At 61.9% G+C, this 23846-nt stretch carries 21 protein-coding genes; 5 read left to right on the plus strand and 16 right to left on the minus strand.

Annotated elements, in window-relative coordinates; genetic code table 11:
* Positions 1–77 precede the first annotated feature (77 nt).
* The 13 genes from trpC to FX984_RS16430 all read right to left on the minus strand — a co-directional run bounded on the left by trpC (position 78) and on the right by FX984_RS16430 (position 14210).
* Positions 78–914 (minus strand): indole-3-glycerol phosphate synthase TrpC, encoded by an 837-nt coding sequence (gene trpC / locus FX984_RS16370; RefSeq protein ID WP_027605894.1) that lies wholly within the window; start codon positions 912–914, stop codon positions 78–80.
* The gene (gene trpD, locus FX984_RS16375; RefSeq protein WP_027605895.1) at positions 911–1960 is read right to left on the minus strand and encodes an anthranilate phosphoribosyltransferase; all 1050 of its coding nucleotides are present in this window, start codon (positions 1958–1960) and stop codon (positions 911–913) included. The genes trpC and trpD overlap by 4 nt, the downstream gene beginning before the upstream one ends.
* A 9-nt stretch (positions 1961–1969) precedes the next feature.
* Positions 1970–2563, minus strand: coding sequence for an aminodeoxychorismate/anthranilate synthase component II (locus FX984_RS16380; RefSeq protein ID WP_146477723.1), 594 nt, complete (start codon positions 2561–2563; stop codon positions 1970–1972).
* Positions 2564–2573: 10 nt separating this feature from the next.
* Entirely contained in the window at positions 2574–4055 is a 1482-nt protein-coding gene (gene trpE / locus FX984_RS16385; protein WP_146477721.1) for an anthranilate synthase component I, read from the minus strand.
* Positions 4056–4125: 70 nt separating this feature from the next.
* Complete coding sequence (locus FX984_RS16390) at positions 4126–4944, minus strand: phosphoglycolate phosphatase (RefSeq protein WP_027605897.1); 819 nt, start codon at positions 4942–4944, stop codon at positions 4126–4128.
* Entirely contained in the window at positions 4941–5615 is a 675-nt protein-coding gene (gene rpe, locus FX984_RS16395; protein ID WP_146477720.1) for a ribulose-phosphate 3-epimerase, read from the minus strand. The genes FX984_RS16390 and rpe overlap by 4 nt, the downstream gene beginning before the upstream one ends.
* Positions 5616–5699: 84 nt before the next feature.
* Positions 5700–6848: an iron-containing alcohol dehydrogenase gene (locus FX984_RS16400; RefSeq protein WP_027605899.1), complete on the minus strand. Its 1149-nt coding sequence runs from the start codon at positions 6846–6848 to the stop codon at positions 5700–5702.
* A gap of 119 nt (positions 6849–6967) precedes the next feature.
* A complete protein-coding gene (locus FX984_RS16405) occupies positions 6968–7792 on the minus strand; it encodes an ABC transporter permease (RefSeq protein WP_017739612.1) in 825 nt (274 codons plus the stop codon).
* 12 nt (positions 7793–7804) lie between these two features.
* Positions 7805–9052, minus strand: a complete 1248-nt coding sequence (locus FX984_RS16410) for an ABC transporter permease (protein WP_027605900.1) — start codon at positions 9050–9052, stop codon at positions 7805–7807.
* 93 nt (positions 9053–9145) lie between these two features.
* The gene (locus tag FX984_RS16415) at positions 9146–10186 is read right to left on the minus strand and encodes an ABC transporter substrate-binding protein (RefSeq protein ID WP_027605901.1); all 1041 of its coding nucleotides are present in this window, start codon (positions 10184–10186) and stop codon (positions 9146–9148) included.
* A 43-nt stretch (positions 10187–10229) separates the two neighbouring features.
* Positions 10230–11342 carry an ABC transporter ATP-binding protein gene (locus FX984_RS16420; protein WP_058424775.1) on the minus strand — a complete coding sequence of 371 codons (1113 nt, stop codon included), beginning with the start codon at positions 11340–11342 and terminating at the stop codon, positions 10230–10232.
* 225 nt (positions 11343–11567) lie between these two features.
* Positions 11568–12197: a response regulator gene (locus FX984_RS16425; protein ID WP_027605903.1), complete on the minus strand. Its 630-nt coding sequence runs from the start codon at positions 12195–12197 to the stop codon at positions 11568–11570.
* An 18-nt stretch (positions 12198–12215) separates the two neighbouring features.
* On the minus strand, positions 12216–14210 hold the full coding sequence (locus tag FX984_RS16430; RefSeq protein ID WP_108574829.1) for a PAS domain-containing sensor histidine kinase: 1995 nt from the start codon (positions 14208–14210) through the stop codon (positions 12216–12218).
* A gap of 77 nt (positions 14211–14287) precedes the next feature.
* On the opposite strand from FX984_RS16430, the gene FX984_RS16435 reads away from it, so the two are divergent.
* On the plus strand, positions 14288–15262 hold the full coding sequence (locus FX984_RS16435) for an alpha/beta hydrolase family protein (RefSeq protein ID WP_098480837.1): 975 nt from the start codon (positions 14288–14290) through the stop codon (positions 15260–15262).
* A gap of 44 nt (positions 15263–15306) precedes the next feature.
* On the opposite strand, the gene FX984_RS16440 is transcribed toward FX984_RS16435, so the two are convergent.
* Genes FX984_RS16440 through FX984_RS16450 form a run of 3 tightly spaced genes read right to left on the minus strand, consistent with a single transcriptional unit; the run spans position 15307 to position 17772 of the window.
* Positions 15307–16074: a TerB family tellurite resistance protein gene (locus tag FX984_RS16440; RefSeq protein WP_027605906.1), complete on the minus strand. Its 768-nt coding sequence runs from the start codon at positions 16072–16074 to the stop codon at positions 15307–15309.
* A 1-nt stretch (position 16075) separates the two neighbouring features.
* Positions 16076–16750 (minus strand): N-acetylmuramate alpha-1-phosphate uridylyltransferase MurU, encoded by a 675-nt coding sequence (gene murU / locus FX984_RS16445; RefSeq protein ID WP_146477718.1) that lies wholly within the window; start codon positions 16748–16750, stop codon positions 16076–16078.
* Positions 16747–17772, minus strand: a complete 1026-nt coding sequence (locus FX984_RS16450) for an aminoglycoside phosphotransferase family protein (RefSeq protein WP_092355514.1) — start codon at positions 17770–17772, stop codon at positions 16747–16749. The genes murU and FX984_RS16450 overlap by 4 nt, the downstream gene beginning before the upstream one ends.
* A 130-nt stretch (positions 17773–17902) precedes the next feature.
* Between FX984_RS16450 and FX984_RS16455 the strand changes: the two genes are divergently transcribed.
* Genes FX984_RS16455 through rsmA form a run of 4 tightly spaced genes read left to right on the plus strand, consistent with a single transcriptional unit; the run spans position 17903 to position 23823 of the window.
* Positions 17903–20713, plus strand: a complete 2811-nt coding sequence (locus FX984_RS16455; RefSeq protein WP_027605909.1) for an LPS-assembly protein LptD — start codon at positions 17903–17905, stop codon at positions 20711–20713.
* Positions 20688–22028, plus strand: coding sequence for a peptidylprolyl isomerase (locus FX984_RS16460; RefSeq protein WP_027605910.1), 1341 nt, complete (start codon positions 20688–20690; stop codon positions 22026–22028). The genes FX984_RS16455 and FX984_RS16460 overlap by 26 nt, the downstream gene beginning before the upstream one ends.
* Positions 22025–23014 (plus strand): 4-hydroxythreonine-4-phosphate dehydrogenase PdxA, encoded by a 990-nt coding sequence (gene pdxA, locus FX984_RS16465; RefSeq protein WP_027605911.1) that lies wholly within the window; start codon positions 22025–22027, stop codon positions 23012–23014. The genes FX984_RS16460 and pdxA overlap by 4 nt, the downstream gene beginning before the upstream one ends.
* Positions 23011–23823 carry a 16S rRNA (adenine(1518)-N(6)/adenine(1519)-N(6))-dimethyltransferase RsmA gene (rsmA, locus tag FX984_RS16470; protein ID WP_027605912.1) on the plus strand — a complete coding sequence of 271 codons (813 nt, stop codon included), beginning with the start codon at positions 23011–23013 and terminating at the stop codon, positions 23821–23823. The genes pdxA and rsmA overlap by 4 nt, the downstream gene beginning before the upstream one ends.
* Positions 23824–23846 lie beyond the last annotated feature (23 nt).

A 23846-nucleotide genomic window follows, 5' to 3' on the forward strand; every position in this document is an offset into this window, starting at 1 on the left:
TGTGTCAGTCGAGAATGCTCCAACTGAACCGCCGCCATCGGGGCAAGCCCCCTCCCACACGTTGATCGCATTTCAAATCAATCGAGAGTGGAACCACTGACCGCCACGCCACGCTCCGGGAAGAACAGACGCTGCAGTTCCGCCCCAGGGTTCTCGGCACGCATGAAGGTCTCACCCACCAGGAACGAATAAACGTCACTGATTTCCATCAGCTCCACATCGGCACGGTTGACGATGCCACTTTCGGTAATCACCAGGCGATCGCGCGGAATACGCGGCAGCAGGTCGAGGGTGTTTTCCAGGCTGACTTCGAAGGTGTGCAGGTTACGGTTGTTGACCCCCACCAGCGGTGTGTCGAGGGTTTTCAGCGCGCGCTCCAGCTCATCGCCGTCGTGCACCTCCACCAGCACATCCAGGCCAACGCTTTTGGCCACGGCCGCCAGCTCGGCCATCTTCACGTCATCCAATGCGGAGACAATCAACAACACACAGTCGGCACCCAAGGCACGGGCTTCGACGATCTGGTACGGATCGACCATGAAATCCTTGCGGATCACCGGCAACTTGCACGCGGCGCGGGCCTGCTGCAGGAACAGGTCGGAACCCTGGAAAAAATCGATGTCAGTGAGTACCGACAGGCACGTCGCCCCACCCTTCTCGTAGCTGAGAGCGATTTCCGCCGGTACAAAGTTTTCGCGGATCACGCCCTTGCTCGGCGATGCTTTCTTGATCTCGGCGATCACGGCCGGCTGCTTGAGCTTGGCCTGGGCGATCAGTGCCTTGGCAAATCCACGCGGTGCGTCAGCGGCTTTCGCTTGGGCTTCCAACTCGGCCAGGCTCACACGGGAACGGCGTTCGGCGACTTCTTCAGCCTTGCGGGCCAGGATTTTTTCCAGAACGGTCGGCACACTCATCCTTCATTCTCCATCTTGAATACAGCGGTGAATGCTCCCAGCTCTTCGAGCTTTTCACGAGCCAGACCGGTGTGCAGCGCATCGTGGGCCAATTCGACACCTTCCTTAAGACTATAGGCATGATCGGCTGCGTAAAGTGCCGCGCCAGCATTCAGAACAATCATTTCCGCGGCTTTTTGACCGTTCTCGGTCTTACGACGCCCCAGGGCATCGCGAATCAGCTCCAGGGACGCCGCCGGGCTTTCCACCGCCAGGCCGTGCAGGCTCTGGCTCTTCATGCCCAAGTCTTCCGGTTCGACCCAGTATTCGCTGATCTGGTCATCCTTCAGCTCCGCCACAAACGTTGGCGCCGCCAGGCTGAACTCGTCCAGGCCGTCTTTGGAATGCACCACCAGCACATGCTTGCTGCCCATGCGTTGGAGTACTTCAGCCAATGGCCGGCACAGCGCCTGGCTGAACACGCCTACCACCTGGTGCTTCACACCGGCCGGATTCGTAAGCGGGCCGAGCATGTTGAACAGGGTACGCAGGCCAAGGTCCTTGCGTGGGCCGGCGGCGTGCTTCATTGCACCATGATGGGACTGGGCAAACATAAAGCCGATGCCGACGTTGTCGATGCAGCGCGCCACTTGTACCGGCGTGAGGTTCAGGTAGATACCGGCCGCTTCCAGCAGGTCGGCACTGCCGCTCTTGCCGGACACCGCGCGGTTACCGTGCTTGGCCACGGTGCAGCCCGCCGCCGCCACCACAAAGGACGAGGCCGTCGAGACGTTGAAGATGTTCGCACCGTCACCGCCGGTGCCGACCACGTCGACCACGCCGTCGAGGGTCTTGAGCTCGACCTTGTCCGCCAGCTCACGCATCACCGATACGGCACCGACGATCTCGTCGATGCTTTCACTCTTCATGCGCATCGCCATCATGAAAGCGCCGATCTGCGCGTCGGTGCATTGACCGGTCATGATTTCGCGCATCACATCGCTCATTTCAGCGGTGCTCAGGTCCAGATGGCCGACGATACGGCTCAGGGCAGTCTTGATATCCATGGAAAGTCCTTAGCGCGTGCCGCCGCTCTGCTTGAGAAAGTTGGCGAACAGCTCGTAGCCCTGCTCGGTCAGGATCGATTCAGGGTGAAACTGCACCCCTTCGATATTCAGTGTCTTGTGACGCAGGCCCATGATCTCGTCGACGGAGCCGTCTTCCAGCTGGGTCCAGGCCGTCAGCTCCAGGCATTCCGGCAGGGTTTCGCGCTTGACCACCAGCGAGTGGTAGCGGGTCACGGTCACCGGGTTGTTGAGTTCCTGGAATACGCCCAGGTCTTTATGGAACACCGGGCTGGTCTTGCCGTGCATCACCTGGCGCGCACGCACCACGTCACCACCAAAGGCCTGGCCGATGGATTGGTGGCCCAGGCAGACGCCCAGGATCGGCAGCTTGCCGGCGAAGTACTTGATGGCTTCGAGGGAGATACCCGCCTCGGTCGGCGTGCAGGGGCCCGGCGAAACCACGATACGTTCCGGGTTCAGGGCGGCGATTTCAGCCACGGTCAGTTCGTCATTGCGAACCACCTTGACCTCGGCGCCCAGCTCCCCCAGGTACTGCACAACGTTGTAGGTAAAGGAATCGTAGTTATCAATCATCAGCAACATGGGGGAAACCTCAAGAATTGGGGGTCTGTTCAGCCAGCGCTACGGCGCGGAACATCGCGCGGCGCTTGTTCAGGGTTTCTTCCCATTCGAGGGCCGGCACCGAGTCGGCGACAATCCCGCCACCGGCCTGCACGTGCAGCTCCCCGTCCTTGATCACCGCAGTGCGAATCGCAATGGCAGTGTCCATGTTGCCGTTCCAGGCGAAATACCCCACGGCGCCGCCATAGACACCGCGCTTGACCGGCTCCAGTTCGTCGATGATTTCCATCGCACGGATCTTCGGCGCCCCCGACAAGGTGCCTGCCGGCAGAATCGCCCGCAACGCGTCCATCGCAGTCAGCCCGGCCTTCAGCTCGCCGGTGACGTTGGACACGATGTGCATCACGTTGGAATAACGCTCAATGACCATCTTCTCGGTCAACTTCACCGAGCCGATTTCCGAGACACGCCCGGTGTCATTGCGGCCCAGGTCGATCAGCATCAGGTGTTCGGCGATTTCCTTGTCGTCGCTGAGCAGGTCTTCTTCGAGCGCCAGATCCGCTTCTTCGGTCACGCCACGCGGGCGTGTGCCGGCAATCGGGCGCACGGTGATCAGGTTGTCCTCGACACGCACCAGCACCTCCGGCGAGCTGCCCACTACGTGGAAGTCACCAAAGTTGAAGAAGTACATGTACGGCGTCGGGTTGAAGCAGCGCAGCGCCCGGTACAGGTCGATGGGTGCCGCCTTGAAGTCGATGGACATGCGTTGCGACGGCACCACCTGCATGCAGTCACCGGCGAGGATGTATTCCTTGATGGTATCGACCGCGCGCTCATAGTCATCCTGGGTAAAGCTGGAGCGGAACACCGGATCAGCCGCCGGCGGACGGCTGAGGTCCAGGCCGCGACGCGGGGTGATCGGCTGGCGCAGTTTTTCCAACAGCGCTTCGAGGCTGGCCTGGCCTTGCTCGAAGGCGTCGGCCTGGGACGGGTCGGCGAGCACGATCGCGTGCATCTTGCCGGCGAGGTTGTCGAACACCACCACCGCATCGGAGACCATCAGCAGAATGTCCGGCACGCCCAGGGGGTCAGGGTTCGGGCATTTGCCCAGGCGTTTTTCCACATAGCGCACGCAGTCGTAGCCGAAGTACCCCACCAGGCCGCCGTTGAAGCGCGGCAGGCCAGGGATGGTCGGCACGTTGTAGCGCGCCTTGAAGGCTTCGACGAAGGCCAGCGGGTCTTCGACCTCATGACTTTCGATCTCGACACCATCATGGGTGATGCTCACATGATGGTCGTGCACCCGCAGCACAGTGCGGCATGGCAGGCCGATGATCGAGTAACGGCCCCATTTCTCGCCGCCCTGTACCGACTCCAGCAGGTAGGAGTTGGGCTGGTCGGCCAGTTTCAGGTAGATCGACAACGGCGTGTCGAAGTCGGCCAGGGTTTCGCAGGCCAGGGGGATACGGTTATAGCCGGCAGCGGCCAAACGCAGGAATTCTTCGCGGATCATGAGGTGCCTCGTGGCGTGAGGGTCTAACAGTCAGGTATGCAAACGTGCCGCATGGCGCGGCCAGGATCAGTCAGGCGCGCCAACGCCAGCGGGCCAGGGCCTTGATGACTTTCATCCAGAGTTTGCGAGTGACCACCACGATGGAATTTCCAGAAGGGGACGGATCGATGTCGGGCAACGTTATCTCAGCGCCAGCTCCCAAGCAACCGGGGATTAGCAGTCTCAGATCATCAATCACCAGCGACGGCGACTCTTCAGCGATCGGACGACCATGGTTGTAGCCGTAACTCAGGGCCACGCACTGCACGCCGGCCGCTTTCGCCGCCAGCACGTCACTGCGTGAATCGCCGACAAACAGCGACTGGGACGCCGGAATATTGGCCATTTTCATCACGAAAAACAGCGCCGCCGGGTCGGGTTTCTTCTGCGGCAAGGTATCGCCACCAATGATCCAGCGGAAATAACGGCCGATTTTCATCTGGTCCAACAGCGGCGCGACAAAGCGCTCCGGCTTGTTGGTGATCAGGGCCATTTCCACGCCCTGCTTGCTCAGCCACTTGAGGGTGTCGCGTACGCCGGGGTAGACCACGGTCAGTTCGTGGCTGCGCTCATAGGCAACATTGAACAGTTCCAGGGCGTGCTCGGCCTCAACCTCATCGACACCTTCAGCATCGATGTGATTGGCCAGGGCCCGGCGCACCAGCATCGGTGCGCCATTGCCGACCCACTCGCGTACCGACGCAAGCCCCGCCGGCTTGCGTCCCAGCTTGAGCAGCATCTCGTCCACCGCCGCCGCCAGGTCTGGCACCGAGTCGATCAAGGTACCGTCCAGATCGAACATCACCAGCCGTGGCAGTTTGCCGGGGAACAGCTGCTCAAAGCCGCTCATGGACGCGCCAGCGCCAATTCGGCGCGCATCTTGGCGATGACTTCCTCATAGTCCGGGGCGTTGAAGATCGCCGAGCCTGCCACGAAGGTGTCGGCACCGGCAGCCGCGATTTCACGGATATTGTTGACGTTGACCCCACCGTCGATTTCCAGGCGGATGTCGCGACCCGACGCATCGATCAGCGCACGGGCTTCACGCAGCTTGTCGAGGGTACCGGGGATGAACTTCTGCCCGCCGAAGCCTGGGTTGACGCTCATCAGCAGCACCATGTCGACCTTGTCCATCACGTACTTGAGCACGTCCAGCGGGGTGGCCGGGTTGAACACCAGGCCGGCCTTGCAACCGCCCTCGCGGATCAGTTGCAAGGTGCGGTCGACGTGCAGCGAGGCTTCCGGGTGGAAGGTGATGTAGGTCGCGCCGGCGTCAACGAAATCACCGATGATGCGATCCACCGGGCTGACCATCAGGTGCGCATCGATCGGCGCGGTGATGCCGTACTTGCGCAGCGCCGCGCAGACCATCGGACCGATGGTCAGGTTGGGCACGTAGTGGTTGTCCATGACATCGAAGTGCACGAAGTCGGCACCGGCGGCCAACACCTTGTCCACTTCCTCACCCAGGCGGGCGAAATCGGCGGAGAGAATCGATGGAGCAATAACGAAGGGCTGCATGACGCACCTTTTTTGAGCTAAATCACGATGGCGCGCATTGTATACCTCATGCTTTGCCCTGCGCACCGTGACCTAACTCAACGGCTAGTACGCCGCCCGATAGATTTTCTCGATATCGGCCGCGCTGAGCTTGCGCGGGTTGTTACGCATCAGGCGCTCGATACCCGCCGCTTCCGTGGCCATGGCCGGGATGGCGTCCTCGGGAACCCCGAAACTGCGCAGGCCGGAAGGAATCTCCACGGCGGCACACAATCGCGTCATCGCCTCGACGGCCTGGTCGGCGGCATCGTTGACACTCAGGCCGCTGACATTCACGCCCATGGCCTGGGCAATGTCCTGCATACGCTCGACACAGGCCAGTTTGTTCCAGTGCATCACGTAGGGCAGCAACAGCGCATTGCTGACGCCATGGGCAATATTGAATCGCCCGCCCAGCGGGTAGGCCAACGCATGCACGGCGCCCACCCCGGCATTACCGAAGGCCATGCCGGCCATCAGGCTGGCGGTGGCCATATCGTCGCGGGCCTGCAGGTTGGCCGGGTTGGCGTAGGCCTTGGGCAGCGCCTTGGCGATCAGCTTGATCGCCCCAATGGCCAGGGCATCCGTGATCGGCGAGGCGTTCAGGGAAAGGTAGGACTCAATGGCATGTACCAGCGCATCCACGCCACTGGCGGCGGTGACGCTGCGCGGGCAGGTCAGGGTCATTTGCGGGCTGATCAACGCGACGTCCGGCAGCAGGTAGTCGCTGACGATGCCCTTCTTCAACTGCGCGACCTTGTCGGAGAGGATCGCCACATTGGTCACTTCCGAGCCAGTGCCGGCGGTGGTCGGGATGGCGATCAGCGGCGGGCCCTTGCGCGGCACCTGGTCGACGCCGAATAAGTCCGCCAGGGCGCCGTGGTAACCGGCATAGGCGGCAACGCTTTTGGCAATATCGATGGCACTGCCGCCCCCCAGGCCGATCAGGCCGTCGTGGCCACCGTCGCGGTACGCCTGCATGCAGTCTTCGACGATGGAGATTTCCGGGTCGGGGAGCACGCGATCAAAGATCTCATAAGAGCGCTCGCCCAGATGCTCAAGTGCCAGCGCCACCGTGCCGGACTTGACCAGCACCGCATCGGTGACAATCAACGGGTTATCCACATCCAGGCGCGTCAGCTCGGCGGCAAGTTGCTCGATGGCGCCAGCGCCGGTCAGCAGTTTGTGGGCGATCTTGAATGAGGAAGTACTCATGTGCGCGGCCTCTTATCGGTGATGGGCTGGCACAAGAGTAGCTGACTGGATCGGGTTGTCTTCCATTCAGGCGCTGAATGGTCAAAGCCCCCCCTGTGGGAGGGGGGCTGTACTGGTCTTTAGACCTGGGCCGTGCGCAGTTTCTCGCTACGCCCACGCAGCCACTCCAGGGTCAGCAACAGCAACACCGAGAAGGCGATCAGCAAGGTCGCCGCCGCCGCAATCGTCGGGCTGAGGTTTTCGCGGATGCCGCTGAACATCTGGCGCGGCAAGGTCGCTTGCTCGGGGCCGGCGAGAAACAGGGTCACCACCACTTCATCGAACGACGTCGCGAAGGCAAACAGCGCGCCGGAGATCACCCCCGGCGCAATCAACGGCAAGGTTACCCGGCGAAACGCCGTCAAGGGCGAGGCACCCAGGCTGGCCGCGGCCCGTACCAGGTTATGGTTGAAACCCTGCAAGGTCGCCGACACGGTGATGATCACAAACGGCACCCCAAGCACCGCATGCACCACGATCAGCGAGAAGAAACTGTTGCCCAGGCCCAGTGGCGCAAAAAACAGGTAGCTGGCCACACCGATAATCACCACCGGCACCACCATCGGCGAAATCACCAGGGCCATCACCAACGCCTTGCCGGGGAAATTCCCACGGGTCAGGCCGATCGCCGCCAGGGTGCCGAACACCATGGCCAATACCGTGGCGGCCGGGGCGACGATGATGCTGTTCTTCAACGCACGCATCCATTCCGCCGAGGCGAAGAAATCCTGGTACCAGTGCAGCGAGAAGCCTTGCAACGGGTACACCAGGAAACTGCCGCTGTTGAACGACAGCGGGATGATCACCAGCACAGGCAAGATCAGGAACAACAGGATCAAGCCGCAGAGGATCCGCAAGCTGTAGAACCACACCCGCTCCACCGGTGACATATAAGGACTCAGCATCGCAAGGTCTCCTCAGCTCAGGCGCAGGCGGCTGGCGCCCACCAGCCGGTTGTAGATCAGGTACAGCACCACGGTCGCCAGCAGCAGCAAGCCGCCCAACGCCGTCGCCATGCCCCAGTTGATGCTGGTGTTGGTGTAGAAAGCCACGAAGTAGCTGACCATCTGGTCGTTCGGGCTGCCCAGCAGTGCCGGGGTGATGTAGTAACCGATCGCCAGGATGAACACCAACAGGCAGCCGGCGCCGACACCGGCGTACGTCTGTGGGAAGTACACGCGCCAGAAGCTGGCGAACGGGTGACAGCCCAGGGAGATCGCCGCACGCATGTAGGTGGGCGAAATGCCTTTCATCACGCTGTAGATCGGCAAAATCATGAACGGCAGCAGGATATGCACCATGGAGATGTAGACCCCGGTGCGGTTGAACACCAGCTCCAGGGGTTTGTCGATCAGGCCCATGCCCATCAGCGCACTGTTGATCAGCCCGCCGGATTGCAGCAGCACGATCCACGCCGCCACCCGCACCAGGATCGAGGTCCAGAACGGCAGCAACACCAGAATCATCAGCAGGTTACTTTTGCGTGCCGGCAGGTTGGCCAGCAAGTACGCCAGCGGATAAGCCAGCAGCAGGCAGATGGCGGTGATCACCAGGCCCATCCAGAAGGTGCGGGCGAAGATGTCCAGGTAAATCGCCTGGTCCGGGGTGGCCGGGGCCACTTCGCCGAGGTCGTCGATGCGGTGATCGACGGCCGCCAGCAGGTAGAACGGTGTCAGGCTGCTGGTATTGCGCCGGATCGCCTGCCAGTACGCCGGGTCGCCCCAGCGTTCGTCGAGGTTTTCCAGCGCTTCTTTATAAGAGCCGGGCGCTTCGGTAAACGGCAGCGCCCGCGCGGTTTTGGTCAGCAGGCTGCGATAGCCGGCCAGTTCCATGTTCAAGCGTTTGGACAGATCACCCAGGGTCTGGTTTTTGCGCGCCTCGCCCAGGTCTTCACTGAGGGCCTGGTACACCGGCTCACCCGGCAGACCACGACCGTCCCAGGCCGTCACCGCCACCACGGTACGCGGCAGACCGCCCACCACTTCCGGGTTGCCGACGCTTTTAAACAGCAGCGCAACAATCGGCACCAGGAAGACCAGCAGCAAAAACAGCACCAGCGGCGCAATCAAGGCCTGGGCCTTCCAGCGATTGAGCCGCTCGGCACGCGCCAGGCGCTGCTTGAGGGTGGGGCTGTTGACCTCGTTCGAGGGAACGGCGATGGCCATGGCTGACTCCGAATCTTGAAAATGAATGCAATCTTTCACACAAGAAATCCCTTGTGGGAGGGGGCAAGCCCCCTCCCACAAGGTTATGCAGTGTTACTTGGCAGCCCAGGAGTTGAAGCGCTGCTCCAACTGCTCGCCGTTATCCGCCCAGAAGCTCACGTCGATCTGCACCTGGTTGGCGATGTTTTCCGGCGTAGTCGGCATATCCTTGAGGATGTCCTTGGCCAGCAACGGTACGGCTTGGGTGTTGGCCGGGCCGTAGGCGATGTTTTCCGAGTAGGTCTTCTGCTGCTGCGGCTGCACCGAGAAGGCGATGAATTTCTTCGCCGCTTCGGCACGTTCCTTGGACAGGCCTTTAGGGATGGCCCACGCGTCGAAGTCGTAGATGCCGCCGTTCCACACCACTTTCAGGTTGCTTTCTTTTTGCACCGCGGCGATGCGGCCGTTGTAGGCCGAGCTCATCACTACGTCACCCGAGGCCAGGTATTGCGGCGGTTGTGCGCCGGCTTCCCACCATTGGATCGAGGGCTTGAGTTCGTCGAGTTTCTTGAACGCACGGTCCTGGCCATCTTTGCCGGCCAGCACTTTGTACACGTCCTTCGGTGCAACACCGTCGGCCATCAAGGCGAATTCCAGGGTGTACTTGGCGCCCTTGCGCAGGCCGCGCTTGCCCGGGAATTTCTTGGTGTCCCAGAAATCCGCCCAACTGGTTGGCGCAGACGCCAGCTTGTCCGCGTTGTAGGCCAGAACGGTCGACCATACGAAGAAGCCCACGCCGCACGGCTGGATCGCGCCCTTCACGTAGTCGGCGGTGTTGCCAAACAGTTTCGGGTCCAGCGGCTCGAACATGTCTTCATCACAGCCACGGGACAGTTCCGGCGACTCCACTTCCACCAGGTCCCAGGACACGCTCTTGGTGTCGACCATGGCTTTGACCTTGGCCATCTCACCGTTGTACTCGCCGGCGACGATCTTGCCGTTGCCCGCGCTTTCCCAAGGTGCATAGAAAGCCTTGACCTGTGCAGCCTTGTTCGCACCGCCAAAGGACACGACGGTCAGGTCCGGGCCAGCCATGGCCTGTGTCGCGCCCATCAAGCTCAGGGCCAGGACGGAATACTTCAGGGATCTCAACATTGTTGTTCTCTCCACGTGCAGGGTTGGTGAAGCCATGGGGCGATCAATTCGCCTCTAGAAGTGGGTCGAGTGCGCGAACGTGCTCGACTTGCCAGCCAATCGGTACCACGTCGCCGACCGCCAACGCCGGGTCCAGCTCGGCGATCGGTTGTTTCACAAAAAAATCGGTCTTGCCGCAGACTTCCAGGCGCACGCGCACGTGGTCGCCCAGGTAGATGAATTCCGCCACCCGCCCGGAGAAACGGTTGACGCAGCTTTCGCTGGAGCCATTGAGGCTGACACGCTCAGGGCGCACCGACAGGGTCACCGGGCCGCCGACCTGGCCGACGTTCACCGCCAGCGCCTCGACCTTCTCGCCGCGCGCCAGCTCCACCACGCAGCGCTCGCCGGTGTGGCTGTGCAGGCGGCCATTGAGGCGGTTGTTTTCACCGATGAAGTTGGCGACGAAGGTGTTCTTCGGCTCTTCATACAAGGTACGTGGCGCGGCGATCTGCTGGATCTCGCCCTGGTGGAACACCGCCACGCGGTCGGACATGGTCAAGGCTTCGCCCTGGTCATGGGTCACGTACACCACGGTCACGCCGAGGCGCTGGTGCAGGTGCTTGATCTCCATCTGCATGTGTTCGCGCAGTTGCTTGTCGAGGGCGCCGAGGGGTTCGTCCATCAGCACCAGTTGCGGCTCGAACACCAGCGCCCGGGCCAAGGCCACGCGCTGTTGCTGGCCGCCGGACAGTTGCGCCGGGTAGCGCTGGGCGAAGGCATCGAGCTGGACCATGCTCAGCACGCGTTTGACCCGCTCGCTGATATCGGTCTTGCTCAAGCCCCGCACCGACAGCGGGAACGCGAGGTTCTCGGCAACGGTCATGTGCGGGAACAGCGCGTAGTTCTGGAACACCATGCCGATGTCGCGCTTGTGCGGCGGCACGTTGTTGATCGAGCGTCCGGCCAGCTGGATTTCACCGGCGGTCGGCGTTTCGAAGCCGGCCAGCATCATCAGGCTGGTGGTCTTGCCCGAACCGGAAGGCCCGAGCAGGGTGAGGAACTCGCCCTTGCGAATCTCCAGGTTGAGGTCTTTGACGATCAGGTTCTCGCCGTCGTAGCTCTTCTGCACGCCACGAAAGCTGACCAGCACATCATTTGAATCCACCTCGCTCATACCCGCACCTTTGTATTTTGGACTGCTGTGGCACAAGCGTAGTCCAGGCGCGAGCCCCCGGAAATCGGGGGCCAGGAGAGAATGGCATCAGCCGGATGGAAGGTTTGGGGTAGGGATCGCCCTACACGGATGGCGGGGATGGGACAGGGCAGCGGCAAGAGGCGAGCTGCACGCGGCAAGAATGGGTTCGGCGGTGTTTTGGGGTTGTCGTTATTGGGTATGTGGTTAGAGGAGCTTGTGCTCCATGGCGTACTTCACCAGCTCCGCCAGGGAGGTGATATTGAGCTTTTGCATCAGCCGCGCCTTGTGGGTGCTGATGGTCTTGCTGCTCAACGCCAGTTGCTGGGCGATGTCATTGACGTTGGCGCCCTGGGCCAGGCGCTCGAACACCGAAAATTCACGCTCGGACAGCAGCGAATGCAAGGGCCTTGAATCCGTCAGGCCGACCTCGAAGACCATGCGGTCCGCCAGGTCCGGGTCGATGTAACGCCCGCCGGCGGCGACCTTGCGAATCGCCATCAGCAGCAGCGCCGGGTCGCTGTCCTTGGTGGCGTAGCCCGCAGCGCCCACCTTCAAGGCGCGAGCGGCCATTTGCGCCTCATCGTGCATCGACAGCACCAGGATCGCCGGCGGATTGCTCAGCGCCCGAATGCGCGCAATCGCTTCCAGGCCATTCACGCCTGGCATCGAGATGTCCAGCAACACCACCTCGCAAGGCACATGGCGCAAGGTCTCGAGCAACTGCTCGCCATTACTCGCCTCCCCCACCACCAGCAGGTCCTTGGCCAGGCCGATCAATTGCTTGATGCCTTCACGAACGATGGTGTGGTCTTCGGCTACCAGTACACGGATCACAAGGGCTTCCTCTTATCGTTATGCATCCAAAGGCACCGTGACACTCAGGGTGGTGCCCTCGCCCAATTGACTGTCCAGGCTCAGTTGCCCGCCCATGATCAGCACCCGCTCGCGCATCCCCACCAGGCCAAACGACACCGGGCGCCCCTGGGCCTGGACGAAACCGACGCCATCGTCGCTGATGGTCAGCCGCAGGTCGGTGCCTTCCACCGCCAGGGTCAGTTCGACAGTATGCGCCTGGGCATGGCGCATCACATTGGTCAGTGCCTCTTGCAGGATACGGAACAGGCCGATGGCCTTGGCATCGCTCAAGGTCGGCAGGTTATCCGGTACCTGCACCAGGCAAGGGATTTGCGTGCGCGCTTCGAAACGCCGGGCTTGCCATTCAATCGCCGAGGCAATACCGGCGTCGAGAATCGGCGGGCGCAGCGCCGTCGCCACGTCCCGCACCAACTGGAACAGTTGGGCGATCAGGCGCTTCATGCTGTTCAAGCGCTCATGCAGGCCAGGATCCAGTTGCGCATAGGACAGCTCGCACATGGAGGTTTCCAGCTTGAGCACCGTGAGCATTTGCCCGAGTTCGTCGTGCACTTCCCGGGCGATGCGCGCCTTTTCTTCTTCGCGCACGGTTTCCAGGTGGGCGGACAACTCGCGCAGTTGCGCTTCACTTTGCATCAGGGCGGCCAGGGTGCGGCGCAGTTCGGTGACATCGTTCAGGTAGACAACCAGGTATTCAGCCTCGGCAAATCGCACAAAGCTCAAGGACACGTTGGCCGGCAGGATGCTGCCATCGGCGCGCAAACAATCGGTGGCGAAATTCTGCGGCCCCTCCTCGCTGGCCCGTGCGCGCTTCCACAAATTGAGCCAGCGGTCCATATCCAGGGTCGGGTCGAGGTCGACCAGCGGCCGTTCGATCAGTGCACCGGGCTCGTAACCCAGCATGCTCTCGGCCGCACGATTGGCGTAGCGCACGTGGCTGTCCCAGTTGACCCACAGGATGCCGACGGTGCTCTGGTCGATGGAGAACTGCGTCAAGCGCAACGCTTCGGCACCGGCGGCACGGGCGGCGCTTTCTTCGCGGGCCGCCAGCAGGTCGTGCTCCAGCACACGTTGCTGGCGGCGCTGCCAGAACACCACGGCCAGGCTGGCGAGCAGCAACAGGCCGAGCAGCAGGCTGAGGTTCTGCCAAAGGCCTTTGGATTCGGATAAACGTGGGTATTTGGGTTGCAGCCAGCGACTGTGCAGTTGATCCAGGTCGCGGGCCGGGATCGCGCTCAGGGCACTTTCCATGATGCCGGCCAGTTCCGGCCAATCCCGGCGCGTGGCGACCCGCAGCAATTGCGGCAGGCCGATGTCCCCGACCACCGCCAGCCCGCTGAACTCGGCCTCTGCAGACAAGCGGCTTAATTGCGCTTCATCCACCACGGCATAACGCGCCTGCTGGCTGACCAACAGTTGCAAGGCCTGGCGCTCCATGGGCACGCCTTGCAGGTTGAGGCCGGGATAGGTACTGCGCAGGTAATCGGCCACGGCGCTGGGCATGCGCACGGCAACCCGGGATTGACCGTCGAGCTTCTCCAGCTCCACGGCACCACCGCCCTCGCGGATGCCGACAATGTGTTGAGGCACACGCATATACGGGTCGGTGAACTGCCACAGGCGCAAACCGGCCGGGGTTTGCTGCAGGCCAGGGGCAATGTCTACCTCGTCATCGCGTACGGCCGCCTCCAACTGCTCCTGATCAGGGAAGTTGCGCCAGGTCAGCTCGATATTCAGCGCCTTGGCCAGCCACTGCATCAACTCGACATTCGCCCCGGACAAGCGCTGCAGGCGTCGGTCGTATTGCGCGTAAGGCGCCTGCAACACCACGCCCACCCGCAGCTCCGGGTGCCGGGCCAGCCATTCGCGCTGCGGCGCATTCAGCTGCGCCTGCGGTGTGGCGGGCGCGGGGGAAGCGTTTGCCATCAAGGCAAGGCACAAACAGCCGATAACCAGCAGACAGCGAAAACCCATGATCCACGTCTCACATCACTGACAAATACTGACCAACCCATTAGGCTGCTGGAATCACTTCTGGCCGGAAATCAACGATGTCCTATCGAAACCGTTCGGCACTGCCAGCATTGTGCCTGTCACTGCTGTTTACCAGTGCCTTTTCTGTGCAGGCTGAAGACGCACCGGCACCGGCTGCCGAAAAACCCGTCGAACGCCAACCCCTGCCCGAGCGTAGCCAGGAAGAGGCCAGCGCCCTGGAACGCAAAATCCCGCAGCAAGAGCAGCAACAGTTGCAGGCCGGCAGTGATTCATTCCTTGCCCTGTGGAAACCGGCCAACAGCGCCGAACCCGAAGGCGTGGTGATTATCGTACCGGGCGCCGGCGAAAATGCTGACTGGCCGCAAGCAATCGGCCCGTTGCGACGTAAATTGCCGGATGCCAATTGGGGCAGCCTCAGCCTGTCGTTACCGGACGTGAGCATGGACACCCTGCCACCGCGTGTCATGGAAGCACCCAACGCCACCGTCGACACCAGCAGTAAAGACGCGAGCACCGCCGACAAGCCGATCGAGCAAGCCGCCAGCGCCGAGGCGGAAGGCACCGACCCGGCGGTGGTCCCGGGTGCCGACGAACAGGACAAGACCGACGCCTCGCGCATCTTCGCGCGCATCGATGCCGCCGTGGCTTTTGCCCAGACCCAGAGCGCACGCACGGTGGTGCTGGTGGGCCATGGCACTGGCGCCTGGTGGGCGGCGCGTTACCTGACTGAAAAACAACCCTCCCAGGTGCAGAAGCTCGTGATGGTTGCCGCCCAGACGCCTGCCGGGCGTCATCCGGATGTGCAGCAACTGGCGCCGGCGCTGAAGCTGCCGACGGCCGACGTCTTCTATCAAGACAACGCTCAAGCACGCAACAACGCCCTGGCGCGCGCCCAGGCCGCGAAGCGCTTGAAGAATGACGGCTATAAGCAGGTGTCATTGAAGACCCTGCCCGGCAACAGCGCCGCCGAGCAGGAACAGTTGTATCGCCGGGTTCGCGGCTGGTTGAGCCCGCAGGCCAGCGCCGACTGAGGATCAGCACAGAACCAATGTGGTTATCCGTGAAAGACCGGCCTCTAACGAAAATCCCGGCGTTCGCGAATCAATGAATAGGCATTGTGCAATTCACGGGTGCGCTCGGTCGCCTCACGCACTTGCGCGGGGCTGGCGCCACTGCCGGCCACCTTGTCCGGGTGGTGACGGCTCAGCAGGCGGCGATAGGCACGCTTGATGACCGACGGCTCGGTGGTAGCTGTCACGCCGAGCAAGCGCAACGCTTCCTGGTAGGTCGTGCCACGATTGACCAGCGGCTTGCGCTCAGGTGTGTAGTCGGCCGCCAACGCCTGGAGCTGTTGCGGTGTCCAGCCCAACCACTTCCCCCACAGGTCGATCAAGTCGCGCTCGGCGGCATCCGCCTTGCCGTCCGCCCAGACCATCCGCCAGCACGCCCGCAACACCCCTTCCGCCGCATGGGGCTGGGCCTTGAGCACACGCAGGTAGCGGCGTACCCGGTCGGAACCGGATTTGCCGCGGTTGAACGCCGCAATCGCGCGGCGCTGGGCCGACTCGGTCATGTCCAGTGAGCGCATTTCCTGCCGCGCCTGCTGGATATGCCCGTCCACCACACGCCCGTTACTTTTGGCCAGGCGCCCGAGCAACACAAACAATAACTCGTCATTGCGTAACGCCGGACGCCCGCCCAAGCGCTCGCGCAACTGTGCCCAACTGTGCAGTTGCAGGCGGCGATCCAGCGCCTGCCCCAACAGCGCACCCAACAAGGCCCCCGGAATACTGGCAATGGCAAAGCCAGCCCCGGCGCCGATCAGCGTCCCTGGCCACAACATGCTACTGCCCCGCTGTCAGCAGGGTTTCGACGTGCGCCAGGCGCTCCAGCGTGCCGACATCAATCCAGCGTCCCGCCATGTGTTCCCCCGTTACCAAACCTTTCGCCATGGCCGCACGCAGCAGCGGCGCCAGCTTGAAGGCACCGGCGCTGCAACCCGCGAACAGCCGGGGGTCGAGCACTGAAATGCCACTGAAGGTCAGGTTATCGGCACCGGGCGCCGCATCATGAAGCAAGCCCTGATCAAGGTAGAAATCACCGCCCGAGGGGTGATGTGCCGGGTTGTCGACCATCACCAGATGAGCCAGGCCCTTGAGCGGCTGCTTGAGTCGGGTGAAGTCGTAGTCGGTCCAGATATCGCCGTTGACCACCAGGAACGGCTCATCCCCCAGCAGCGGCAGCGCCTGGAAAATCCCGCCGCCGGTTTCCAGCGGTTCGCCCTCCGGGGAATAGCGGATACGCAAGCCGAACTGCGCGCCATCCCCCAGGTAGCGCTCGATCTGCTGGCCGAGCCAGGCATGGTTGATCACCACATCGGTAAAGCCGGCCTTGGCCAGCGCCTCCAGGTGGTACTCGATCAGGCGCTTGCCGCCGGCCTGCACCAGCGGCTTGGGCGTGTGCAAGGTGAGCGGACGCATCCGCTCGCCTTTGCCGGCGGCCAGGATCATGGCCTTCATACGCTGGCCTCTGCGGGCTGCCGCAGGCTGGTCAGTAACTCAGCCAGTTCGCTCAACTCCGGGCGATCGGCCAGCACCGCCTCTATATAAGCAAAGAAGCGCGGTACGTCGGCCAGGTAGCGTGGCTTGCCGTCGCGATGGCAGATGCGCGCAAAGATACCGATGACCTTGAGGTGGCGCTGCACGCCCATCAGGTCGCTGGCGCGCAGGAAGTCTTCGAAATCCGGCTGTACCGGAATGCCGGCCTGGCCCGCACGTTCCCAGTAGTCGCGCTGCCATTCCCGCACACGGGCCTGGGGCCAGCTGAGAAAGGCGTCCTTGAACAGGCAGGTAATGTCGTAGGTGACCGGACCATACACCGCGTCCTGAAAATCCAGCACGCCAGGGTTAGGCTCGCTGATCATCAGGTTGCGTGGCATATAGTCGCGGTGCACCAGCACTTTGGGTTGCGCCAGGGCGCTGTCGATCAAGTGATCGCTGACACGCTGCCAAAGTGCCTGCTGCCGGGTATCCAGCTCGAGACCCAAGTGTCGGCGCACGTACCATTCAGGAAACAATTCGAGTTCACGGCGCAGCAAGGCGACGTCATAGCTGGGCAGTGGTGCGTCCATCGGCAACTGCTGATAAGCCAGCAAGGCGTCAATGGCATCGGCAAACAATTGATCGGCGTTTTCGTCGTTTATCACGTCCAGGTAGGTTTTTCTGCCCAGGTCATTGAGCAAAAGAAAGCCTCGCGGCAAGTCTTGTGCATAAATTTTTGGAACATTTATTCCCGACGTCGACAACAAATAAGCGATATCGACGAAAGGCTTGCAGTTTTCCTGAGGGGGCGGCGCGTCCATTACCACGAAAGTCCGACCGCCGCCTTCCCAACGGAAATAGCGCCTGAAACTCGCGTCGCTGCTGGCCGCAGTCAATGTGGCCGGGGGTACGGCACCCCAGCCTTGAGCGTTGAAAAGGATCGGCAACTGCTCATCCAGCCAGACTTCCAGCTGCTGTAAACGTAGATCTTGCTCGGGCATTACAAGGGTCTCCGACGGCGCTAGCCGTCAAGCGGGTCATGCTTTATTATCACGCATCTTTTTCAGACCATCGAGAGGCGTGCGGCCCAAACCGCGGGCAGATGGCACGCAGGAAGCCCGGACTAATAAGATGGCATTGAAATCCCCCGCGTTTCGTAGAAAATTTCCGTTGCTGGTAACCGGCAGTCTGCTGGTCATGCAACCCTTCGCCACCTCATTCGTGGTCGCCGCGGAACAGTATGACTGCTCAGTCTCTGCTTCGGGTGCCTGGGACTGCGCGCCGAAGACCGCCGCCGCCCCATTGCCACCGCGCCCGGTGCATGACGGCGCAGCCGTCAGCTCGGCCAACAGCACGGCGCAGGCCGACGCTGGCGGCAGTGCCGAAGCCGAGCCGAAGACCGCACTGGTCACCGAGTCCAAGGGCCGTGGCCTGCGTTCGCGCAGCGCCGACTACAGCCACTTGGACTGGGTGCCTCGCGAAAAGTTGACCGCAGCCCAGCTGGCGGAAACCGGTCCTTACTGCGGCGGTGCGTACATCGAGCCAACTCGTCCTGGCATGAACGACAAGACGAACAAGAGCGATGCGCCCACCTTCATCGGTGCCAAGGCCTCTCGTTACGAGCAGGAACAACAAGTCGCAACCCTGGCCGGTGACGTCGTCATGCGCCAGGGCAGCATGCAGCTGGAGTCGGAAGAAGCCAGCCTGTACCAGGCCGAGAACCGGGGCGAGCTGAACGGTAACGTGCGACTGCGCGACAACGGTGCATTGATCGTCGGCGACCACGCCCAGGTTCAACTGGATACCGGCGCTGCGCAGATCGACAACGCCGAATACGTGCTGCACAAGTCGCGTATCCGCGGTAACGCGCTGTACGCCAAGCGCGCCGAAAACGCGATCATCCGCCTCAAGGACGGTACCTACACCACCTGCGAGCCGGACAGCAACGCCTGGCAGCTCAGGGGCAACAACATCACGTTGAACCCGGCCACCGGTTTCGGTACGGCCACCAACGCGACGCTGCGGATCAAGAACATTCCGATCCTGTACACCCCTTACATCTACTTCCCGATCGACGACCGTCGTCAGTCCGGCTTCCTGCCACCGAGCTTCAGCACCGGCAGCGAAACCGGCTTTACCCTGGTCACGCCGTACTACTTCAACCTGGCACCAAACTACGATGCCACGTTGTACCCGCAATACATGACCAAGCGCGGCATGATGATGGAAGGCGAATTCCGCTACCTCACCAAGTCCAGCGAAGGCCAGTTCGGCGGCGCGTACCTGAACGACGACAACGACGAACGCAAGAAGCAGACCGACTACGAAAAAACCCGCTACATGCTCAATTGGCAGCACAAGGGCGGGCTGGATTCGCGTGTACTGACCCAGGTCGACTACACCACGATCAGTGACCCTTACTACTTCCAGGACCTCAAGTCCTACCAGGAAGGTGTCGAGAGCCGCGACTACGTCAACCAGCAGGGCTCCGTGGCTTATCGCGGTGACACCTTCCAGGCACGCCTGAACCTGCAGGCTTACCAGCTGGCGACGATCTCCCAGGTCACGCCGTATAACCGCCTGCCGCAGATCACCTTCAACGGTACCCTGCCTTATCATCCGGGTGGCTTGAACTTCAGCTATGAGACCGAAGCCGTACGCTTTGATCGTGACCTGGAAAACGGCAATTTCAGCAATGAGAACGGGGACATCGAGCGCCGCCTCGACACTTATGTCCGCGGTCTTACCCGTGCCAATGGCACGCGCCTGAACGTAGCGCCGGCTGTCGAGTACCCGATGAACTGGACCTACGGCTTTGTAACGCCGAAGCTCAAGTACGTGTACACCAAGTACGACCTGGACCTGGATAACATCGGCAAGAACCAGATCATTGCTGATCAGAATGCGGCAACCGCAGCCAACCCGTACGCGGGCGGCACCTTCAAGAGCTCCCAGGACCGTGCGGTTCCGGTGGCCAGCGTCGACAGCGGCCTGTACTTCGATCGCAACACCAACTGGTTCGGCAAGGATTATCGCCAGACCCTCGAGCCGCGTGCGTTCTACCTGTACGTGCCGAACAAGGACCAGGCCGATATCCCGGTCTTCGACACCAGCGAATACTCGTTCAGCTACGCGTCACTGTTCCGCGACAACCGCTTCAGCGGCTCCGACCGTATCGGCGACGAGAACAAGCTGTCCCTGGGCTTGACCAGCCGGTGGATCGAAGAAAACGGTTTCGAGCGTCAACGCGTATCCGTGGGACAGGCTGTGTACTTCAAGGATCGTGAAGTACAACTGCCTGGCATCCTGGCGGCTGACCGTGCCGATGCACAGTCCGACGTATCGCCCGTTGCCCTGGACTACGAGTTCCGCTTCAACCGCGACTGGCGCGCCACTGCCGACTACAACTGGGATACCGAGGAGCACAGCCCTCGTTCCGGTAGCGCGATGCTTCACTACCAGCCGGAAGACAACCCGAACAAGATCATCAACGTCGGTTATCGCTATCGTAACGACCAGGTCGTCTACAACCAGTTGACCGGCAAATGGCAGTTCGGTGGCGACTACGGTCAACCAGGCGATCCGAACTACGTGAAGGATTACTACAAAATCCAACAACACGACTTCTCGATGATGTGGCCGATCATTCCCCAGTGGAACCTGATCACCCGCTGGCAGTATGACTACGCTCGCAACCGTACCCTGGAAGCCTTCGGTGGTTTCGAGTACGACAACTGCTGCTGGAAACTGCGCGTCATCAACCGTTACTGGGTTTCCAACGACGAATACAGCCAGATCGCCCCGCTTAACGAAAAGGGTGACCACGGGCTCTTCCTGCAGATCGTCCTCAAAGGACTCGGCGGCCTGACCGGCGCCAAGGTAGAGAGCTTCCTCGACAAAGGCATTGAAGGTTATCGTGAACGTGAAGACCAAGCTTTCTGATTGTCTGCGCCCGCTAGTGCTGGGCGCGCTGTTCCTGGGCACCGTATCGGCTCACGCTGCGGTTCAGCAACTGGATAAAGTAGTGGCCATCGTCGATAACGACGTGATCATGCAAAGCCAACTGGACCAGCGCGTCAAGGAAGTGCAGCAAACCATCGCCAAGCGTGGCGGCGGCGTGCCACCGACCAGCGTGCTGGACCAGCAGGTACTGGAACGCCTGATCGTCGAAAACCTGCAACTGCAGATCGGCGAGCGTTCCGGCATCCGCATTTCGGACGAAGAACTGAACCAGGCGGTCGGCACCATCGCTCAGCGCAACAACATGAGCATTGATCAATTCCGCGCGGCCCTGGCCCACGACGGTCTTTCGTATGAAGACGCCCGTGACCAGATCCGCCGCGAAATGATCATCAGCCGTGTGCGCCAGCGTCGCGTTGCCGAGCGGGTCCAGGTATCCGAGCAGGAAGTGAAGAACTTCCTGGCCTCGGACCTGGGCAAGATGCAGCTTTCCGAAGAACTGCACCTGGCCAATATCCTGATCCCGACCCCGGACAGTGCCAACTCCGAGCAGCTGAATGCGGCAGCGGCGAAAACCCAGGCTATCTATGATCGCCTGAAAGCCGGCGCTGACTTTGCCCAGATGGCCATTGCCCAGTCCGGCAGCGACAACGCCCTTGAAGGTGGTGATATGGGCTGGCGTAAAGCGGCTCAACTGCCACCTCCGTTCGACCGTGAACTGAGTGCCATGGAAGTGGGTGGCATCACCCAGCCAGCCCGCACCCCAGGCGGCTTCATCATCCTGAAGTTGCTGGAACGTCGCGGTGGCGAGACCTCGCTGAAAGACGAAGTGCATGTTCGTCATATCCTGGTCAAACCAAGCGAAATCCGCACCGAGGCCCAAACCAAGGAACTGGCCCAGAAGATCTATGACCGCATCGAAAGCGGTGAAGACTTCGCCACCCTGGCCAAGAGCTTCTCGGAAGACCCGGGTTCCGCCCTCAACGGTGGCGACCTGAACTGGATCGACCCGAAAGCCCTGGTGCCTGAGTTCCAGCAGGTAATGGCCGATACTCCGCAAGGCGTACTGTCCAAGCCGTTCAAGACCCAATATGGCTGGCATGTACTGGAAGTCCTTGGTCGTCGCGCCACCGACAACACTAGCCAGGCCCGCGAGCAGCAGGCGCTGAACGTACTGCGTAACCGCAAATACGACGAAGAGCTGCAGACCTGGCTGCGTCAGATCCGTGACGAAGCCTACGTGGAAAACAAGCTGCCAGGCGCCGAGCAAACAGGCACCGACCAGGCAGCTCCGTGAAACCCCAGCGTTTCGCCGTGACACCCGGCGAGCCGGCCGGCATTGGTCCAGACCTGTGCCTGCTGCTCGCCTCGCACCCCCAGCCGCACCCCCTGATTGCCATTACCAGCCGCGACCTGCTCCTTGAGCGGGCCGCGCAGCTGGGTGTGGTCGTCAATCTGCTGGACGTGGGACCGGGCAACTGGCCCGACCTGCCGGCGCCCGCCGGCAGCTTGTATGTGTGGAACACCCCGCTGCAAGCCAAGGTCGTTGCCGGGCAACTCAACAAGGCCAACGCGGCGTTCGTCCTGGAAACCCTGACCCGCGCGGGGCAAGGCTGCATCGACGGCGACTTCGCCGGCATGATCACCGCGCCGGTCCACAAGGGCGTGATCAACGAATCGGGCATTGCGTTTTCCGGCCACACCGAGTTCCTGGCCGAGCTGACCAACACCGCTCAAGTCGTCATGATGCTGGCCACACGCGGCCTGCGGGTCGCCCTGGTGACCACGCACCTGCCATTGCGCGACATTGCCGACGCCATCACCGCCGAGCGTGTGGAGCGCGTTACGCGCATCCTGCATGCCGACCTGCAACAAAAATTCGGCATCGCCCAACCGCGCATCCTGGTCTGCGGGCTCAACCCCCACGCCGGCGAAGGCGGACACTTGGGCCATGAAGAAATCGACATCATTGAACCAACCCTGGAGCGTCTGCGCCAAGAAGGCATGGACCTGCGTGGCCCACTGCCAGCAGACACTCTGTTTACCCCCAAATATCTGGAGCACTGCGACGCAGTGCTGGCGATGTACCATGACCAGGGGCTGCCCGTGCTGAAATACAAAGGCTTCGGCGCCGCAGTCAACGTGACACTGGGCCTGCCGATCATCCGCACCTCCGTCGACCATGGCACCGCCCTGGACCTGGCAGGCAGCGGCAAGATCGATACCGGCAGCCTGCACGTGGCCCTGGAAACCGCCTATCAGATGGCCGAGACCCGTATATGACCGAGCATTACCAACACCGGGCGCGCAAGCGCTTCGGGCAAAACTTCCTGCACGACGCCGGCGTGATCGACCGTATCCTGCGCTCCATCCATGCCAAGCCAGAAGACCGCCTGCTGGAAATCGGCCCGGGCCAGGGCGCGTTGACCCAAGGCTTGCTCGCCAGTGGCGGCCAACTGGACGTGGTGGAACTGGACAAGGACCTGATCCCGATCCTCAACCAGCAGTTCGCCGACAAGCCCAACTTCAACCTGCATCAGGGCGATGCACTGAAGTTCGATTTCAATACCCTCAACGCCGCGCCTAATAGCCTGCGTGTGGTGGGTAACCTGCCGTACAACATCTCCACACCGCTGATTTTCCACCTGCTGAACAACGCCGGGATCATCCGCGACATGCACTTCATGCTGCAAAAAGAAGTGGTGGAACGCCTGGCTGCCGGCCCTGGTGGTGGTGATTGGGGCCGATTGTCGATCATGGTTCAGTACCACTGCCGCGTCGAACACCTGTTCAATGTCGGCCCGGGCGCATTCAACCCGCCGCCGAAGGTCGATTCGGCCATCGTGCGCCTGGTGCCTCACGCCGTGCTGCCACACCCGGCCAAGGATCACAAATTGCTGGAACGCGTGGTGCGTGAAGCGTTCAACCAGCGCCGCAAGACACTGCGCAACACACTCAAGGCCCTGCTGAGCAACGCCGAGATCGAAGCAGCCGGCGTCGACGGCAGCCTGCGCCCCGAGCAACTGGACCTCGCCGCGTTCGTGCGCCTGGCCGACCAACTTGCCATCCAGCCTGCGCCAGTCGCCGACTGAAACCCCCAGGCATGGCCAGACAC

This window comes from Pseudomonas marginalis, assembly GCF_008692035.1.
Classification (GTDB): domain Bacteria; phylum Pseudomonadota; class Gammaproteobacteria; order Pseudomonadales; family Pseudomonadaceae; genus Aquipseudomonas; species Aquipseudomonas marginalis.

What these genes read in the sequence shown, in the direction of transcription:
- trpC (WP_027605894.1), bottom strand. Translation starts at nt 914, where the DNA reads ATGAGTGTGCCGACCGTTCTGGAAAAAATCCTGGCCCGCAAGGCTGAA.
- trpD (WP_027605895.1), bottom strand. Translation starts at nt 1,960, where the DNA reads ATGGATATCAAGACTGCCCTGAGCCGTATCGTCGGCCATCTGGACCTG.
- FX984_RS16380 (WP_146477723.1), bottom strand. Translation starts at nt 2,563, where the DNA reads ATGTTGCTGATGATTGATAACTACGATTCCTTTACCTACAACGTTGTG.
- trpE (WP_146477721.1), bottom strand. Translation starts at nt 4,055, where the DNA reads ATGATCCGCGAAGAATTCCTGCGTTTGGCCGCTGCCGGCTATAACCGT.
- FX984_RS16390 (WP_027605897.1), bottom strand. Translation starts at nt 4,944, where the DNA reads ATGAGCGGCTTTGAGCAGCTGTTCCCCGGCAAACTGCCACGGCTGGTG.
- rpe (WP_146477720.1), bottom strand. Translation starts at nt 5,615, where the DNA reads ATGCAGCCCTTCGTTATTGCTCCATCGATTCTCTCCGCCGATTTCGCC.
- FX984_RS16400 (WP_027605899.1), bottom strand. Translation starts at nt 6,848, where the DNA reads ATGAGTACTTCCTCATTCAAGATCGCCCACAAACTGCTGACCGGCGCT.
- FX984_RS16405 (WP_017739612.1), bottom strand. Translation starts at nt 7,792, where the DNA reads ATGCTGAGTCCTTATATGTCACCGGTGGAGCGGGTGTGGTTCTACAGC.
- FX984_RS16410 (WP_027605900.1), bottom strand. Translation starts at nt 9,052, where the DNA reads ATGGCCATCGCCGTTCCCTCGAACGAGGTCAACAGCCCCACCCTCAAG.
- FX984_RS16415 (WP_027605901.1), bottom strand. Translation starts at nt 10,186, where the DNA reads ATGTTGAGATCCCTGAAGTATTCCGTCCTGGCCCTGAGCTTGATGGGC.
- FX984_RS16420 (WP_058424775.1), bottom strand. Translation starts at nt 11,342, where the DNA reads ATGAGCGAGGTGGATTCAAATGATGTGCTGGTCAGCTTTCGTGGCGTG.
- FX984_RS16430 (WP_108574829.1), bottom strand. Translation starts at nt 14,210, where the DNA reads ATGGGTTTTCGCTGTCTGCTGGTTATCGGCTGTTTGTGCCTTGCCTTG.
- FX984_RS16435 (WP_098480837.1), top strand. Translation starts at nt 14,288, where the DNA reads ATGTCCTATCGAAACCGTTCGGCACTGCCAGCATTGTGCCTGTCACTG.
- FX984_RS16440 (WP_027605906.1), bottom strand. Translation starts at nt 16,074, where the DNA reads ATGTTGTGGCCAGGGACGCTGATCGGCGCCGGGGCTGGCTTTGCCATT.
- murU (WP_146477718.1), bottom strand. Translation starts at nt 16,750, where the DNA reads ATGAAGGCCATGATCCTGGCCGCCGGCAAAGGCGAGCGGATGCGTCCG.
- FX984_RS16450 (WP_092355514.1), bottom strand. Translation starts at nt 17,772, where the DNA reads ATGCCCGAGCAAGATCTACGTTTACAGCAGCTGGAAGTCTGGCTGGAT.
- FX984_RS16455 (WP_027605909.1), top strand. Translation starts at nt 17,903, where the DNA reads ATGGCATTGAAATCCCCCGCGTTTCGTAGAAAATTTCCGTTGCTGGTA.
- rsmA (WP_027605912.1), top strand. Translation starts at nt 23,011, where the DNA reads ATGACCGAGCATTACCAACACCGGGCGCGCAAGCGCTTCGGGCAAAAC.